This window comes from Paenibacillus terreus, from assembly GCF_042138595.1.
In the GTDB taxonomy this organism is placed as follows: Bacteria; Bacillota; Bacilli; order Paenibacillales; family Paenibacillaceae; genus Paenibacillus; species Paenibacillus terreus.
In genome coordinates this window covers 1-17237 of the sequence record NZ_JBHIRX010000003.1, presented here as the reverse complement: position 1 = coordinate 17237, position 17237 = coordinate 1, and the positions used below count along the sequence as shown (strand labels likewise).

Annotated in this window: 15 protein-coding genes; 14 read left to right on the top strand and 1 reads right to left on the bottom strand. The window is 46.4% G+C overall.

The features are described 5' to 3' along the window. The 11 genes from ACE5KN_RS07085 to ACE5KN_RS07035 all read left to right on the top strand — a co-directional run bounded on the left by ACE5KN_RS07085 (position 1) and on the right by ACE5KN_RS07035 (position 9604). A complete protein-coding gene (locus ACE5KN_RS07085; protein ID WP_375528071.1) occupies positions 1-789 on the top strand; it encodes an NAD-dependent epimerase/dehydratase family protein in 789 nt (262 codons plus the stop codon). Continuing rightward, a complete protein-coding gene (locus ACE5KN_RS07080; protein WP_375528070.1) occupies positions 786-1598 on the top strand; it encodes a sugar phosphate isomerase/epimerase family protein in 813 nt (270 codons plus the stop codon). Before ACE5KN_RS07085 ends, ACE5KN_RS07080 begins: the two co-directional genes overlap by 4 nt. 13 nt (positions 1599-1611) lie before the next feature. Further along, complete coding sequence (locus ACE5KN_RS07075) at positions 1612-2430, top strand: glycosyltransferase family 2 protein (RefSeq protein ID WP_375528069.1); 819 nt, start codon at positions 1612-1614, stop codon at positions 2428-2430. After that, positions 2427-3170, top strand: coding sequence for a sugar phosphate nucleotidyltransferase (locus ACE5KN_RS07070; protein ID WP_375528068.1), 744 nt, complete (start codon positions 2427-2429; stop codon positions 3168-3170). The genes ACE5KN_RS07075 and ACE5KN_RS07070 overlap by 4 nt, the downstream gene beginning before the upstream one ends. 18 nt (positions 3171-3188) lie before the next feature. Next, entirely contained in the window at positions 3189-3737 is a 549-nt protein-coding gene (gene rfbC, locus ACE5KN_RS07065; RefSeq protein WP_375528067.1) for a dTDP-4-dehydrorhamnose 3,5-epimerase, read from the top strand. 30 nt (positions 3738-3767) lie between these two features. After that, on the top strand, positions 3768-4787 hold the full coding sequence (gene rfbB, locus ACE5KN_RS07060; protein WP_375528066.1) for a dTDP-glucose 4,6-dehydratase: 1020 nt from the start codon (positions 3768-3770) through the stop codon (positions 4785-4787). Between the two features lie 3 nt (positions 4788-4790). Further along, on the top strand, positions 4791-5672 hold the full coding sequence (gene rfbD / locus ACE5KN_RS07055) for a dTDP-4-dehydrorhamnose reductase (RefSeq protein ID WP_375528065.1): 882 nt from the start codon (positions 4791-4793) through the stop codon (positions 5670-5672). Positions 5673-5899: 227 nt separating this feature from the next. Continuing rightward, a complete protein-coding gene (locus tag ACE5KN_RS07050; RefSeq protein WP_375528064.1) occupies positions 5900-6844 on the top strand; it encodes a glycosyltransferase family 2 protein in 945 nt (314 codons plus the stop codon). A 124-nt stretch (positions 6845-6968) separates the two neighbouring features. Then, positions 6969-7052 (top strand): putative holin-like toxin, encoded by an 84-nt coding sequence (locus ACE5KN_RS07045; RefSeq protein ID WP_355321384.1) that lies wholly within the window; start codon positions 6969-6971, stop codon positions 7050-7052. Between the two features lie 243 nt (positions 7053-7295). Beyond that, on the top strand, positions 7296-8207 hold the full coding sequence (locus ACE5KN_RS07040; RefSeq protein ID WP_375528063.1) for a glycosyltransferase family 2 protein: 912 nt from the start codon (positions 7296-7298) through the stop codon (positions 8205-8207). After that, positions 8204-9604 carry an undecaprenyl-phosphate glucose phosphotransferase gene (locus ACE5KN_RS07035; protein WP_375528062.1) on the top strand — a complete coding sequence of 467 codons (1401 nt, stop codon included), beginning with the start codon at positions 8204-8206 and terminating at the stop codon, positions 9602-9604. The genes ACE5KN_RS07040 and ACE5KN_RS07035 overlap by 4 nt, the downstream gene beginning before the upstream one ends. Before the next feature lie 576 nt (positions 9605-10180). On the opposite strand, the gene ACE5KN_RS07030 is transcribed toward ACE5KN_RS07035, so the two are convergent. Next, positions 10181-11023, bottom strand: a complete 843-nt coding sequence (locus tag ACE5KN_RS07030; RefSeq protein ID WP_375528061.1) for a stalk domain-containing protein — start codon at positions 11021-11023, stop codon at positions 10181-10183. Positions 11024-11412: 389 nt separating this feature from the next. Here ACE5KN_RS07030 and pcrB point away from each other — a divergent pair, with 389 nt between their 5' ends. From pcrB to ligA, 3 genes are all read left to right on the top strand, one after another. Further along, positions 11413-12102, top strand: coding sequence for a heptaprenylglyceryl phosphate synthase (gene pcrB, locus ACE5KN_RS07025; RefSeq protein WP_375528098.1), 690 nt, complete (start codon positions 11413-11415; stop codon positions 12100-12102). Positions 12103-12128: 26 nt separating this feature from the next. After that, positions 12129-14456: a DNA helicase PcrA gene (gene pcrA / locus ACE5KN_RS07020; RefSeq protein WP_375528060.1), complete on the top strand. Its 2328-nt coding sequence runs from the start codon at positions 12129-12131 to the stop codon at positions 14454-14456. A 248-nt stretch (positions 14457-14704) separates the two neighbouring features. Then, positions 14705-16720, top strand: coding sequence for an NAD-dependent DNA ligase LigA (gene ligA / locus ACE5KN_RS07015; RefSeq protein ID WP_375528059.1), 2016 nt, complete (start codon positions 14705-14707; stop codon positions 16718-16720). Positions 16721-17237 lie beyond the last annotated feature (517 nt).

Below are 17237 nucleotides of genomic sequence, written 5' to 3'. Positions count from 1 at the left end.
TTGAATAAGACCTGTCTTGTGGGCTATACCGGTTATGTTGGTTCAACATTGCGTAAACAAACTGAGTTTGAAGATGTTTATAATTCTTCGAATATTCAAGATATTAGTGGGAAAGCTTACGACTTGGTCATTTGTGCTGCAGCACCAGCAGTGAAATGGAAAGCTAATCAAGCTCCCGAAGAAGATCTGTCCAATATTAATTCTTTAATAGCATGTTTAAAAGAAGTTAAGGCGAATAGGTTTGTATTGATTTCAACAGTAGATGTCTACAGTGAACCGGTTGGGGTATATGAAGACACGCCTATTGAAGCGGAGAAGGCTGAACCTTACGGCCGCCATCGTTACTTTTTGGAGCATTTTGTCACTTCGAATTTTGAGAAGCATCTAATTATTCGCCTTCCTGGCTTGTTTGGAAAGGGTTTGAAAAAGAATTTTATCTATGATTTGATCCATAATAATGCTCTTCATCTAACGCATCATAAAAGTCAATTTCAATTTTATAATATGAGCAATCTATGGAAAGATATACAAACAGCATTATCAAACCATCTCACTCTTGTTAATTTTGCTACTGAGCCAGTGAGTGCGGAAGAAATTGCAGATTACGCTTTGCAACTAAAATTCGCTAATGTAACGGAAAAAAAGCCTGTCTTTTATGACATGAAGAGTAGGTATGCAAGCATATTTAGCAAAGAGACAAGCAGCTCATCCTCTTATACCAAGACCAAAAAAGAAGTCCTCCATGAAATAGCGGAATTTATAAAAGAGGAAAAGAGGTTACTTTTATGAAAGTGTCTATCTCGAATATAGCCTGGAACATGGATGAGCAAGAGGAAGTACTATCCCTTTTGGATCAGAATAATATCAAAGGAATAGAGATTGCACCAACAAAATTTTGGGAAAACCCACTTGATTGTGACACGGATACTTTGGTTGAATTTAAACGAGATTGGGACCGCAAAGGGATTCAGTTGGTAGCCATGCAATCTTTACTATTTGGTCAGAATACCCTGTCATTATTTACTACTAAGAAAGCTAGAGAAAAGATGACTAGCTATCTTAAAGGAATTATCTCTCTAGCTGGGCAGATAGGCATCGAGGCTCTGGTTTTTGGTTCCCCGAAAAATAGAGTGGCAGGAAATCTATCAAAGAGTGAACGTTTCAACATAGCCGTGCCGTTTTTTGAAGATTTAGCCGAGTATGCTCTTAATAAGAACGTATTTTTTTGTATAGAGCCTAACCCTATCCACTATGGCTGTGATTTTATCACAAATAGTGATGAAGGCATTGAGCTTGTTCAGGCGGTTAACCATCAAGGGTTTCAATTACATCTTGATGCCGGCACTCTTAGCTTAAACAATGAAAATGTTGAAGAAGTTATAGAGAAGAGCTCCCCATATTTAAAGCACTTCCATATTAGCGAACCTTTTCTCGATAAGGTTTCAACCGGGGTAAGTCCGCATCATAGAATAGCAAAAGCTTTGAAAAGCTCAGGTTATCAGAGATGGGTATCTATTGAAATGAGAAATGAACCCGAGCAGAGCAATGTTTCTAATGTTGAACAAGCTTTAACGTTTGCTCTAGAGACTTACGCGTGATAGGGGGAGAATAATGATGGTTAATGATATAAGCGGCTGGCAGGTTCCTCGTTTTAAAGCAGATATTTTTCGAAAGAAGAAGAGTAAATACTGTGTTTGCATCCCTGTAATTAATGAAGGGAGTAAGATTCAAAAGCAGCTTGAAAAGCTAAAATTTATCTCAAAGGAAATAGATATTATTATTTTGGATGGCGGAAGTACTGACGGCTCGCTGAATGAGTCTTTTCTAAAGGAACATAATATAAGAGCACTGTTAACCAAACAGGATAAAGGCAAGCTGAGTGCCCAATTGCGGATGGGATTTTCTTATGCATTGCAAGAAGGGTATGAAGGCGTCATTACTGTGGATGGAAATAACAAGGATAGTGTGGAGTCTGTTCCTAACTTTGTTGCTAAATTGGAGGAAGGATATGATTTCGTACAGGGATCACGATATGTTCCGGGTGGAAAAGAGATAAATACTCCTTTATCCAGAAAGCTTGCAATTAAACTGATCCATGCCCCCTTTATATCATTAATGGCAGGATTTCGATACACAGATACTACAAACGGTTTTAGAGCACATTCAGCACAACTTCTTTTGGATCCTAATCTGCAGCCTTTCAGAAATGTTTTCGATACCTATGAGTTATTGGCATATCTGTCTGTGAAGGCTCCACAGTTGGGCTACAAAGTAACAGAGATTCCAGTTACTCGTTCTTATCCAACAGGAAAGGTACCAACTAAAATTAGCCCTTTGAGAGGGAATATGCTGCTAATAAAAATATTGTTCAATTTATTCGTTAGAAAATACGATAGTAATAAAACTTACTCAATAGGAGAGGGAGTATGAAGGGTATTGTTTTAGCGGGCGGGACAGGTTCCCGCCTTTTTCCATTAACCAAAGTAACCAATAAACATTTGCTGCCTGTTGGAAAGTACCCAATGATTTTTCATACCATCTACAAACTGAAACAAGCTGGTATCCATGACATCCTAATTGTTACCGGTAAAGAACATATGGGAGACGTTGTGAACTTGCTCGGAAGTGGCCGGGAAATGGATGTAACTTTTACATACAAAGTCCAGGACGAAGCCGGCGGGATTGCACAAGCCCTCGGATTGGCCCGGCATTTTGTAGGGGATGATCAAATGGTGGTTATCCTTGGCGACAATGTGTTTGAAGATAATATAGCACCTTTTGTTGAAAATTTCCGAAAACAGGCTGTCGGAGCCAAGCTGCTGCTGCAAAAGGTTCATGATCCCCATCGTTTTGGGGTAGCAGAGCTGCAGGGAGAGCGGATTGTATCGATTGAAGAAAAGCCAGCGCAGCCTAAAAGCAATTATGCGGTCACCGGTATTTACATGTTCGATTCTACGGTATTTGATATTATAAAAACACTTAAGCCGTCAGCACGGGGAGAATTGGAAATCACGGATGTCAATAATGCATATATTGATAAGGGGACATTAACCTTTGATATTCTTAAGGGTTGGTGGACGGATGCAGGTACGCATGCTTCTCTTGCCAGGGCCAATGAATTGGCGCAAAATATTCTTTATGGTGATGATTTTGGGAAATTGAAATTATAATGGGGGGATAACACCAGAGTGAAAACGACACCTCTTCATCTATCCGGGGCGATGATATTGGAACCCGTGGTACATGGGGACCACCGAGGTTTTTTTATGGAAAGCTACAATGAGCAGACAGTGCAAAATAAGGGGTTAAATTATCATTTTGTGCAAGATAATCAGTCCCTTTCAGCTGAACCGGGCACCATTCGTGGACTTCATTATCAGTCCAACCCCAAGGCGCAAACGAAACTGGTTCGGGTGTTGTCGGGAGCCATCTACGACGTCATATTGGATATCAGAAGAAGCTCACCCACATTTGGTCAGTGGACGGGTGTGATCCTGAGCGAATATAACCATCGGCAGTTGCTTGTTCCCAAAGGCTTTGCTCATGGCTTTTGCACTTTGGTTCCACATACACAAGTCATGTATAAGGTAGATGAATATTACTCACTTGAACATGACCGAGGCATATTATGGAATGACCCTGCTCTGGCTATTGACTGGCCGGTTTCGAAAGCAGTGCTTTCCGATAAAGATAAGCAATTGCCTATATTGGCAGATGCCGAGATCAATTTTGATTAGTCCTGAAGAAGCAGAACAGGGGAGGGCCACATGAAACTTCTTGTCACCGGCGGAGCCGGGTTTATCGGCAGCAACTTTGTCATGTATATGCTTCAGCAGCATCCAGATTACCGTATTATCAATGTGGATGCACTTACGTATGCAGGCAACCTGGAAAATCTAAAATCCATTGAGAATAATGCTAATCACACTTTTGTAAAAGCGGATATTACCGATACCCAAGCCATCGACCAAATTATGCAGCAGGGGATCGACGTCATTGTTAACTTTGCTGCGGAGTCCCATGTGGACCGCAGTATTTTGGAGCCGGAAGTGTTTGTGAAAACAAACGTTCTCGGCGCACAGGTACTGCTTGACGCGGCAAAAAAATACGGTGTGACCAAGTTCGTACAAGTATCTACGGATGAGGTGTACGGTACGCTGGGTGAAACTGGCCTGTTTACGGAGGAAACACCTCTCCAGCCTAACAGTCCATACTCGGCTTCCAAGGCGGGCGGCGATCTGATGGTTCGCGCTTATCATGAGACTTTCAGCCTGCCGGTGAATATCACCCGCTGCTCCAACAACTATGGTCCATATCAGTTCCCTGAAAAGCTCATTCCGTTGATGATTTCCCGCGCTTTGAGCGACCAGCAGCTGCCTGTTTACGGTGATGGCCTGAACATTCGTGACTGGCTGTATGTGGAGGACCACTGCAGCGCTATTGATCTCGTTATCCATCAAGGCAAGATCGGTGAAGTGTATAACATCGGGGGCAACAATGAGCGTACTAATGTTCATATCGTTAAAACAATTCTGGCAGAGCTGGGCAAGTCGGAATCGCTTATTACCTATGTAGAAGATCGCCCTGGTCACGACCGTCGTTATGGCATTGATCCGACCAAAACGATGACTGAGCTTGGCTGGAAGCCTAAGTATTCGTTTGAAACAGGCATCAAAGAAACCATCCGTTGGTATTTGGATAACAAGGAATGGTGGACCCGAATTCAATCTGGTGAATATCAGGATTATTATGCCAAGCAATACGGTGCCCGTTTGGGGGATGCATAACAAATGAAGGTGCTTGTAACTGGAGCTTCCGGTCAGCTTGGGATGGACGTTGTGCGCATAGTAAAAGAAGCAGGACATGAAACGATTCCATGCAGCCGTGAGCAGCTGGACATTGTGGATTTGGAGCAATCCATTCAAGTGGTTTGCCGATTCCGTCCGGATGTCGTTATTCACTGTGCCGCATATACTGCCGTGGATGCGGCAGAGACGGATATAGACGGGGCGTATACAGTCAATGCCTCTGGGACACGAAACGTTGCTCTGGCGGCAGAGAAGGTCGGCGCAAAGTTGGTTTACATTAGTACTGACTATGTATTTGATGGAATGTCTGAATCTCCTTACTACGAGTACGATAATACAAACCCGCAGTCCGTTTACGGAAAGTCAAAGAGGGCAGGAGAAGTGCTGGCCCAAGCTCTGTCATCTTCTTGTTTTATTGTTCGAACATCCTGGGTGTACGGATTACATGGCAATAATTTTGTGAAAACAATGCTGAAGCTGGGGCAGGAGAAACCATTGCTTCAGGTTGTGCATGATCAAAAAGGTTCTCCAACTTATACTGTTGATCTGGCTCGCTTTTTGGCTGAACTGATCCAAACAGAAAAGTACGGAATTTACCACGCTTCTAACAGCGGATCCTGCACCTGGTTTGAGTTTACTCAAGCTATCCTGGAAGACGCCGTGAAGTTAGCGGGGATCCAAGTAACAGCTAAATTGGAGCCATGTACAAGTGATCAGTTTGTCCGTCCCGCGCCCAGACCGCGCAATTCAGTTATGGAACATATGTCCATTCGCACGAATGGATTTCAGGATTTGCGTACCTGGCGTGAAGGATTGCGTGATTTTTTGCAGGAGTTGAATCATAATAGTAAGCTGGCTCCTTGAAATTGAAATGTTTAACAGTAAAGCTGGGCATGAGCCCGGCTTTTTTTACTGCATTTTAAAAATAAGACACACAAAAAAGTATTTCAATCCAAATTTTTGTGTTTTATGTGAAACCTTTCCGATTGATCTCGCGTCTATTAAGATAAATAGTTTTTCACTAGGAATTGATACGGGTTTGTTCTATGATACATATAGACAAACGAAACTAAAGAACGAGGAAACGCTTCATGACCAAATCCGTAAGTGTCCATATTGTTACGTATAATAGTGAAAAGGATATTAGGACATGTTTAGAGGCAGTTTGCCGACAGCAATATCCGATCAGCTCCGTAATCATAATTGATAACAACTCATCTGATAAAACCGTTGCCGAAGTAGATAGTCTGAAGGATATGTTTAGAGATAGACTTCAATTAGTACGAAATGCCGAGAACACAGGATTTGCGCCTGCCCACAACCAAGGGATTCACTTATCGAGTGCTGATTATATAGTGGTTTTAAACCCTGATGTTACCTTGGAGCCGGATTATATCGGCAAATTGGTTGAAGTTCTCGAAGGTGACAAAAGCATCGGAAGTGCAACGGGGATGCTTTTACGTAAAGAAAAGCCGGAATTATTGGACAGCACAGGCATTACTATGAATTCTGCGCGTCGCGCTTTCGACCGTGGGGCGGGTCAGCCTTCCTCTCAATGGAGAGAATCGGGAGATGTATTCGGGGTTTCCGGCGCTGCGGCTGTGTACGCAAGACGCATGGTTGATGATGTAAGTATTGAAGGTGAGTTTTTTGACAGTAGCTTTTTTGCCTATAAAGAGGATGTGGATGTTGCATGGAGGGCTAGTCTATTAGGCTGGGGGGCTTACTATCGAGCAGATGCCCTGGGATATCACGAACGGGGCTGGAAAGAAGACAACCGCAGCACCAAGCCGTTGTTTCTGAGACAGCTGTCCTACATTAACCGCTACAAAATGATGTACAAAAATGACTCTTTAAAAAATGTATTGAAGAGCATTCCAAAACTTCTGCCTTATGAGTTGGCAAGTCATGCGTATTTTCTGATTAGAGAGCCTGGAGTGTTAAAGGCATGGGGTTCTTTCTTCAGAGAAAGAAGACAATTGCAGCAAAAAAGACGTATGATACAGAATAAACTGCGCAGCACAAAAAGAATTTAGCCCGCCTACAAAGTGTAACGAATACATGTTTCTTTTTGGAAAAATATAGTATAATGCAGTTAGCACAACCAAATCTAGGCTCGCAAGGGCGGTCGGCTATCTTCCCTGACAGGGGGTGGAGCCAATGACAGTGTATGAAGCGCTCAGCCTGATGCTGACGTTCGGCGCGTTTGTCGTCACACTGTTGTTTTCGGATAGACGAAAATAGACCGCCCTGTAGCAGGAATGGTCTATTTTCGGTCCTTATTGATTTTGAAGCCGCCCGCTCTTGCACTGGCGGTTGTGCGTTGGACCGGCTGCCACCGGTCCTTTTTTCCATTAACATCTTACCACGAAGGTTTTTAATGCTCAACAGGCGATTGTGCCGATACAAGCCTTTTTTAGCGCTCTAGGGCCAAGATATGTGCTATAATGACGTTAGATTTCTTTTTTTGTCAGGAGAGCAGCAATCATGGATGTAAGCATTCTGATCGTCAACTACAACACGCAGCGCCTAACCCTGGATTGCTTGCAGTCCGTGTTTGCTTCCCGTACGCAGTACCGTTTCGAGGTGATTGTCATTGACAATCATTCCGTTGACGGCTCCATTGAAGCGATAAGGGAGCAGTATCCGCAGGTAACGGTAATCGCCAACCGGGAAAATACAGGTTTTGCCAAAGCGAATAATCAGGGGATTGAAGCAGCGCAGGGCCGTTACATATTGCTGCTGAACTCCGATACCCTTGTACAGCCAGATACCCTTGAGACTATGATCGGACTGATGGACCGACGTCCTGAACTGGGGGCGGCTGGTTGTAAAGTAATATTACCCGACGGTTCGCTCGATAAAGCGTGCAAGCGCGGATTTCCTACGCCTTCGGCATCTTTTTATTATGCTTTTGGTTTCTCCAAGCGTTTTCCGCATGATCCGAAATACAACCAGTATCAGCTTGGTCACCTGGATCCGGATGATGAATATCCTGTGGATGTGCTGGTCGGCGCATTTATGCTGGTCAGGCGCGAGGCCATCGATCAGGTCGGTGGACTGGATGAAATCTTTTTTATGTACGGCGAGGACATCGACTGGTGCTACCGCATCAAGGAAGCGGGCTGGGGTATTTACTACTACCCGCGCACATATATTGTTCATGTCAAAGGGGGCAGCGCACGCCGCCGGCCTTTGAAAATCATTTATGAGTTTCATAGAGCGATGTGGGTGTTTCATCGGAAGCACTACTTCAAGAAATACAGCATGATTACGAATACGGCCGTTTATTTGGGCATAACGCTGAAATTTCTCATGGCCCTTGTTCAGAATAAATTGACGCCTCCGTCCAGACCGGATGGACGCAGTGAAGAATCCCGTACTGAGGTGAAAGCATGATTCGCAGAAATCAGCGCTATTTAACCCAACTCTATATATTGGCGGATATGGCGGTTATCCAACTGTCCTTTCTGCTGGCCTGGTTCCTCAAGTTTGAGAGCGACTGGATCACCCATGAAGATCCGCTCCCCATGGAAGTGTACTGGGGATGGAGCCTGATTTATGGGATGATTGCCATCAGTATCGGCATTATGGTGGGGTTGTATACCACGACCCGCAAGAAAAGATTTGCCGACGATGTGATCAAGATTGTGCAGACCCATTTCATAGGGCTGTTTGTTCTTTTGAGTGTAATGTTCTTCGTCAAACAGGTTGATATCTCAAGATCCTACCTTGCCATATATATGGTTGGAAACGTGTTTTTTATCCTGTTGTATCGTTATTATGTGAAAAGAATTCTGAAAGCATTCCGCCAGAAGGGCTACAATAAGCAGTTTATGCTCATTCTCGGTGCAGGATCGCTGGGCCGGCAGTTTTATGAGAATCTGAAAAATTACCCGGATCTGGGGTATGAGGTGGTCGGCTTCCTGGATGATTACCGAAAGTGGGATGAAGAGGAGCAGGCTCATTACCGCCCGATCCTGGGAACGCTGAATGAGCTGGAGGAGACGCTGAACCGCCTGATGATTGATGAGGTCATTCTGGCTTTGCCGCTGGATGCGCATGATAAATATCCAAGGATCATCAACCTGTGTGAGAAAGCTGGCGTGCGCACGATGATTATTCCGGACTTTTTCGATTACCTGCCTGCCCGTCCTTACTTTGATAATTTTGCTGGCATGCCGATGATCAATGTCCGGGATATTCCGCTGGATGTGGCAGCCAATAGGCTGTTCAAGCGCACGTTTGATATCCTTTTCTCTTTGGCTGCGATTATTCTGACTTCACCCGTCATGCTGGCCGTAGCGATCGGAGTTAGGCTGACGTCGCCAGGACCGGTCATTTTCAGGCAGGAGCGTGTGGGGCTGAACCGGCGTACTTTTTATATGTACAAATTTCGCTCGATGAAGGTACTTCCTCCGGGAACGGAGGATACCGGGTGGTCCACCAAGGATGATCCGCGCCGCACGAAGTTCGGTACTTTTATCCGCCGTACCAGTCTCGACGAGCTGCCGCAGTTCTTCAATGTGCTGCTGGGACATATGAGCGTTGTTGGTCCGCGGCCGGAGCGTCCGTATTTTGTGGATCAGTTCCGGGAAGAAATTCCGAAATATATGGTGAAGCACCATGTGCGTCCTGGCATTACCGGCTGGGCTCAAAGCAACGGGCTGCGCGGGGACACCTCCATTGAGGAACGCATCAAGCATGATATTTTCTATATTGAGAACTGGTCGCTCTTATTTGATATTAAAATCATTTTCCGTACGATCCGCAATGGCTTCAAAAACGCCTACTGAAAAAAGGGTCCCAAGTAAGGTTCAATGAATCTGGGGGCCCTTTTTTGTATGCTGCGCAAGAAGGAACTATTCCTCCGATTTTTAGTCATTCAGTCAGACTGTACTTGTCATGAGTTGTGCACATAACAGAGAGCGGACAACCCTATTTTCAGAACAAAAGATATTCACAAAAAGCGGGTGTGGAGATCGCTTATCCACATAAATCCACAGATTATCAACAAGTTATTCACAATTATCCACAATAAAACCTTTTTTAGTCCACAAAAAATCCACGTTTACCCACAATTTATTCACAGACTGTTTATATGTCTTCATATTTATGCACAAATGTTTTCGGATTGAGGCTCTGTATGAACTATTGAGGAGGTTTTTGCCGAAGTATCCACAGGGCAATCCGTAACGAGCTTCTTTGGTGGTGTTGATAATGTACATCACCATTAATGACCTAAATGAATCAAGGACATACGAAAAAATGGGGAGTATGGTGTGCACACGGGCTTTTTTACAGAAGACGATGCGGAGGACAATCAGTTTTATAATGACTTCAGATGTTAGCCTTGACAGATATGGGCAAGCTTAATTGCCCTGATACTCCGGATAAAGTTCGAACGAAGCTTGTCCAGCCTGTAAAATTCCGTTTTTATAAAAATAGCTCATTTGAAGATCCCCGATAAACTGGGCGGGAGAAATTTGAACTGCTGCCCGTGCGTTCAGAGTGTTATTTTCAACGGAGTAGTAGAGAACGCTTCCTATGGCGGGCCCAAAGAGATAGGCGGGATCAGCCTGGATTTGGGCTTTCGGGAATTTAGTTATTTTTCCGTTGAGTTCGACCTCAACCCCCTCGTCTGTAACTCGACCGGTAAACTGCTTCATCATGGCAATAAGGGGATCTTCATGAGGAATGATGCTTCCATCTGCATCCAGGACGACCATTTCCGAAAGACTCAATCCCGTTCCATATCCGATATTTGTAATCACGACGGTCTCCTCCTCTCCGTCTCCTGTTACATCGGCTGTGATTACCTGCGGATCCCGGTTTGTAGTAACATTTTTAATAGGTAAATAATTACGGGTAAAGACAGGTGTGGATATGCCCATTCGCTTGTACATCCCATCTTCACCGGGAGAGCCGCTGAGCTTGATGCTTTTACTTTTGTCCTCCCATATCACCTTCATGCGGTCTGAAACCTCAACCACTCCGGCCTTTGCATCATATTTAATCGTTTTTCCCCACAGCTTGGCTGCTGTTCTGATCGGAATCATGACATGCCCATCCACAATTTGCGGCGGCAGATCTGTGATGATTTCTGTACCTTCTTGAACTAATTTGAGAGAGGGCGTATCTGCGGCGGCGGCTGTTGTTCCGACTGAGACCAGGGTGAGGAGTAAAGTGCAAGAAAGCTGCTTAATGTTTAGCATGTTTAATATTTCCTTTCGTTAATAGTTAATTAAGTTAGAAGTTCATCGGTTGTCGTGTTGATTGATCATTGGGCAGATAGCTGAAAAATGTACTTATAACTATCGTAAAAGATATGAAATCCGCTTTCCAGAAAAAGGTTTGTAACCCTGACTTCCAGTTTTGTAACCTGTTTCGCAGCCAAAAGTCTGTTCCCCTCCAATACGAACATTGACACCCATTGCGCGCTGACATAGACTTAGCTTAGATGCTTTTGCTGCCTGGGATGGAAGAGTGATATAAAGGGGCGTCTGCCCGCGGAGGTAAGGAATACCTTTACGTGGGGGCGGGCTCTTTTTGCCGTTTCCGGCTGGTGGACAAAATGCGGTAAATGCTGGAGGAATGAACTTTGATGGATGCGGTTAAGCCCTGGAGGCATGTTTTCAAATTGGACCCTGAACGGGAATTGGATGATGAGGCGCTTGAAGCGGTATGCATGTCCAGTACGGATGCCATTATGGTCGGGGGATCGTCCGGTGTTACGTATGAAAATACGGTGGATCTGATGTCCCGTGTCCGTCGCTATGAGCTGCCGTGTGTGCTGGAGGTGTCCGATCTTGAAGCGGTGGTTCCGGGCTTTGACCTGTACATGATTCCGATGGTGCTCAATACAGCCGACAGCGCATGGACAACCGGGCGTCACCGTCAGGCCATTGAGCGTTACAGTTACCTGATTCCATGGGAGACGCTTGTTCCAGAGGGTTACATCGTGCTGAACCCGGATTCAACGGTTGCGAAGCTGACCGGAGCAGAGACGGGACTAAGTCCCGCTGCGGCGGAGGCCTGTGCCCACGTGGGCAGCAAGCTGATGAAGCTGCCGATTATTTATGTGGAGTACAGCGGCACCTTTGGAGACCTTGAACTTGTAGAGAAAGTGCGTCGTGCTTCCGGAGGGGCAAGAGTCTTTTACGGAGGCGGCATTCATGATGCGCAGACGGCAGCGCAGGCAGCGACCGTCAGCGATACGATTGTGGTGGGCAACATTATTTATGAAAATTTGACAAAAGCACTCGAGACCGTCAAAGCGGCTCATAACCAATAAAAGACACAGGGGAGGAGCATGCAGACATGCAGCCGATAAATATACATGAAGCGGTCGCCCGGCTGAACCCGCAGCAGCGGCAGGCAGTGGAGGCGACGGAAGGTCCCCTGCTTATTATGGCGGGGGCAGGCAGCGGCAAAACCCGTGTGCTGACGCACCGGATCGCTTATTTAATCGCAACCCGCAAGACACCGCCATGGGGAATCCTGGCGATTACATTTACCAATAAGGCAGCCCGGGAGATGCAGGAGCGGGTATCCAAGCTGGTGGGACCGGAAGGGCGCGACATTTGGGTATCCACTTTTCACTCCATGTGCGTACGGATTTTGCGGCGGGATATTGAGCGGATCGGGTTTACCTCCAATTTCAGTATTCTGGATTCAACGGACCAGTTATCTGTCATCCGCAGCTGCATGAAGGATCTGAATATCGATACGAAGAAATTCGAGCCCAAGGCCGTACAGGCCATGATCAGCACCGCGAAGAACGAACTGGTCACACCGGAAATGTATGAGCGCAAGATCGGAGACTATTTTGAAGGCATTGTGGCGAAAGTATATACCATGTACCAGAAGCGTCTGAAAAGCAATAATTCCCTTGATTTCGATGATTTGATCATGGCGACGATTGAGCTTTTCAAGGAAGTGCCGGAAGTGCTCGATTTTTATCAGAAAAAATTTCAATACATTCATGTTGACGAGTATCAGGATACGAACCGTGCCCAGTATATGCTGACACGCATGCTGGCGGACAAGCATCACCGCATCTGCGTGGTGGGTGACAGCGACCAGTCGATTTACCGCTGGCGGGGGGCCGATATCAGCAACATTTTAAATTTTGAGGAAGATTATCCGGAAGCGCGCACCATTTTGCTGGAGCAGAATTACCGCTCGACCTCCAACATCCTGAACGCAGCCAATGAGGTCATTTCGCAGAATACCGGAAGAAAGCCGAAAAAGCTGTGGACCGACAAGGAAGGCGGCGCCAAGATCAAGGTTTACCGGGGAGACTCCGAGCATGACGAGGGCTACTTTGTTGCTTCCGAGATTCTGAAAAATGTCAAAGCGGGCAAGTCCTACAGCCATCATGCGATTTTATACCGGACAAACGCCCAGTCACGGGTAGTCGAGGAGATTTTGATCAAGTCGGATATCCCGTACCAGATCGTGGGCGGCATTAAGTTCTACGACCGCAAAGAGATCAAGGATATTTTGGCCTATCTGCGTTTGTTGTCAAACCCTGATGATGATATCAGCCTTACACGGATTATTAATGTTCCCAAAAGAAGCATAGGCGATACGACAGTAGCCAAGCTGGCAGCCGCTGCGGCCGAGCGGGGAATCTCCATATTCCGTGTGCTTCAGGTTGTAGATGATTTGGGGTTTGCGGGCCGTACCCGGAATGCGCTGGTTGAGTTTTATGATATGATCGATGCGCTGAACCGGATGGTGGAATACCTCTCGGTTACAGAATTGACGGAAAAGGTGCTGGAAATGTCGCAGTACCGGCTTGAGCTGCAAAATGAAAATACGCTCGAATCCCAATCCCGGTTGGAGAATATTGACGAGTTCCTGTCGGTAACGATGGAATTTGAGAAAAATAATGAGGATAAATCGCTGGTCTCCTTCCTGACGGATCTTGCTCTTATTGCGGATATCGACAGCATGAATGACGCGGATGAGGATCAGCAGGATGCCGTCACGCTGATGACGATGCACAGTGCGAAAGGACTTGAATTCCCGATTGTATTCATCGTGGGCATGGAAGAGGGCGTATTCCCTCATAGCCGGGCTTTCCTCGATAATGAAGAGCTGGAGGAGGAGCGGCGTCTTGCCTATGTAGGGATTACCCGTGCAGAGCAGCAGCTTTTCCTGTCCTGTGCCCAGATGCGCACCTTGTTTGGTCGTACTACAGCCAATCCGCCATCGCGCTTTCTTGATGAGATTCCGGAGGAGCTCAAAGAGGATACCATGGTGGCCCGTGACCGGTATCGGCGCGGGGGCAATGTTGGCGGTTCCTACGGCGGCCGCGGGTTTGGCTCCAACGGCGGCGGTAATTTTGGCGGCGGCCGTTCATTGGATGCGATGAGCCGCAGCGGCTCCACAGCCTCTGCTGCGTCTGCATCTTCAACATCACGAGTCACGGTATCCACACCGGCGCCTGCACCGAAGCCAGCCGGGGCTGGCGGTTCGTTCGCAGCCGGTGACAAAGTGCAGCATGGCAAGTGGGGAACGGGGACCATTGTGGCCGTGAAAGGAACAGGTAATGACATGGAGCTGCAGATCGCTTTTCCGGCTCCGGTAGGGGTTAAACGGCTGCTCGCCGGATTTGCTCCGATTACAAAGGTGGAATAAAAAATGCAATAGCGGCGGAGGTTCATGCCTCTGCCGCTTATTCTAAGATTAAGACTACCATACCGCTTCGCGGCACCACTGCTAAATGAAAATTTTGTCGTTAAGCCACTTGATTTTTTGGGGGGGATTTATTGTTTTTCAGTGAAGGTAATGGTTTTTTAATCACAGGCATAACTTCTGCTTAACGCAGTCTGTAGTGCTATGATTTATGTCGATAGATTTTTTTAATTACGGAGGGATCGCCCTGCATGGATTCGATGCACAAGATGGAAGAGCTCGTAGCGGAGCTGAACCGGTATAACTATCATTATTACACCCTGGATGAGCCTGTGATCAGCGATAAGGAATATGATGCTCTGTACGACCAGCTCGTTGCACTTGAGCAGGAAAGCGGCATTGTGCTGCCGGATTCGCCGACACAGCGCGTCGGTGGGGAAATATTGAAGGGCTTTGCACCGCACCGCCATTTGGCACCGCTGTGGAGTCTGGATAAAGCGCAAAATCCCGAGCAGCTGCGTTCATGGAATACCAGAGCAGTCAAACTGGTGAATGATTATAACACGAAAAATCCGGACAATCCGCTGCCGCCGCTTGGCTATGCACTGGAGCTGAAGTTTGACGGTTTGACGCTCAATCTTACCTATACGGACGGCAAACTGGTTCAGGCAGCCACGAGAGGCAACGGGGTTGTTGGAGAAGGGATTCTCCCTCAGGTGAAGACGATCAAATCGGTTCCGCTGCAAATTCCTTTTACGAATGGAACGATTGAAGTGCAGGGCGAGGGTATCATGAACCTTTCGGTGCTCGCCAAGTATAATGAGACGGCTGCCGAACCGTTGAAAAATGCCCGCAACGCAGCCGCAGGGGCCCTCCGGAATCTGAATCCCAAAGTCACGGCCGAGCGAAAGCTGAGTGCTTTTTTCTATAATGTCGGTTATGCGGATGGTATCCGTTTTGCAAATCATCAGGAGATGATGAATTTTCTCCGTGAAAATCATTTCAAGGTCAATCCGTATGTAACGTATTTTGAAGAGTTTGATGATGTAATGGAGCAGTTGGCGGAGATTGAGGCAAACCGCGCCAAGCTGGACTATCTTATCGATGGAGCGGTAGTCAAAATTACGGATATGCGGACCCGGGAAGTGCTGGGCTATACGGACAAGTTTCCGCGCTGGGCCGTGGCTTACAAATTTGAAGCGGAAGAAACGACAACCGTCCTGAATGCAGTAGTTTGGAATGTTGGGCGTACAGGGAAAGTCACACCGCTTGCCAAGGTGGAGCCGGTTGAGCTTGCCGGGGTCACGGTTCAGAACTGCACGTTGAATAATGCCGGGGATATTGAGCGGAAGAATCTTAAATTTGCCTTGGGCAGCCGTGTGTTCATCCGCCGCTCGAATGATGTTATTCCTGAAATTTTGGGCAAAGTGACCGAGGAGAAGGACGGCGGGGAGATCGTTTTTCCGGATCATTGTCCGGCTTGCGGTTTTCCGCTGGAGCAGCGCGGGGCTCATCTGTTCTGTGATAACAAATTAGGCTGTAAACCGCAAATTGTGGCGAGGATTTCCCATTTCGCATCCAGGGATGCAATGGACATCGAAACCTTCAGCGACAAAACGGCTATTCAACTGCATGATGAAATCGATGTGCGGGAGCCGGCGGATTTGTATACCCTGGAATTCGACCAGCTGGTAAAGCTTGAGCGTTTTGGAGAGAAGAAGGCGAACAATCTGCTGGAAGCAATAGAAAAGAGCAAGGAGCGGGATCTTGCATCCTTCCTCTATGCGCTGGGTATTCCGAATACGGGGAAAGCAACCACACGTATGCTTGCGGATCACTACCGAGATTTGCATAAAATTATGAATGCTACCGTCGAAGAACTGATCGAGCTGCCCGATGTCGGTGGGATTGTGGCGGAGAGTATAGTGGCGTTTTTTGCCGATCCGTTTACACGCGCTGCTATTGATAAAATGCTCTCCTTGGGTGTGCAGGCAAAGGCCCCTGCTGAACCGGCTGCCGTTAAGACGGACAGCTTCTTTAGCGGAAAAACGGTTGTTCTCACAGGGACGCTGCATCAGTTAACCCGTGATGAGGCGACGGAACGGCTTCAGGCACTGGGTGCTAATGTAACAGGTTCTGTTTCCAAGAAAACGGACCTGGTCATTGCAGGAGAAAAGGCTGGCAGCAAACTGGCCAAGGCAAAGCAACTGGGGATAGATACGATCGAGAGTGAAGAGGAATTCCTGAAGCTGCTTGACCTTGAATAAAGGTAATGGTGCTAAAGCGGTCTGTCCTGATGGGCAGGCTGCTTTTTTTAGAAATACGTTAAACAAGAAAACTATATTTTGAAGGACTGCTTCCTTATCATGCGAATTGCAAGGGAAATTGCTGCTAGTCTCTGTTTGGCAACTTAGAAGGTACGTCGCAAGAGGTGTATTTTTTATAAAATGGGGAGTTGGGTAAAATTTTCGTGCCCCAGGTATTAAAAAAATATTTGCTATGTGAATAGAAATGTGGTACATTATTAGACGTCGCTTCTGATTGATGTTTAGAAGAATCTTTCGAATCCTAAAGAAACATCAAAAAAAGATGTTGACGAAAGAATTGAATGTATGATATGATCTAATTCCTGTCCGAGATTGATAAACGGACGGACAAGTTCCTTGAAAACTGAACAAATGGATGATGCAAATCAATGAGATGTTAAATCTCGTCAGATTCAAATGAGCTTAATCGCTCTTTCGATAGGCTGCATTCCATTCATCCGCTCCATTCGAGATGGAC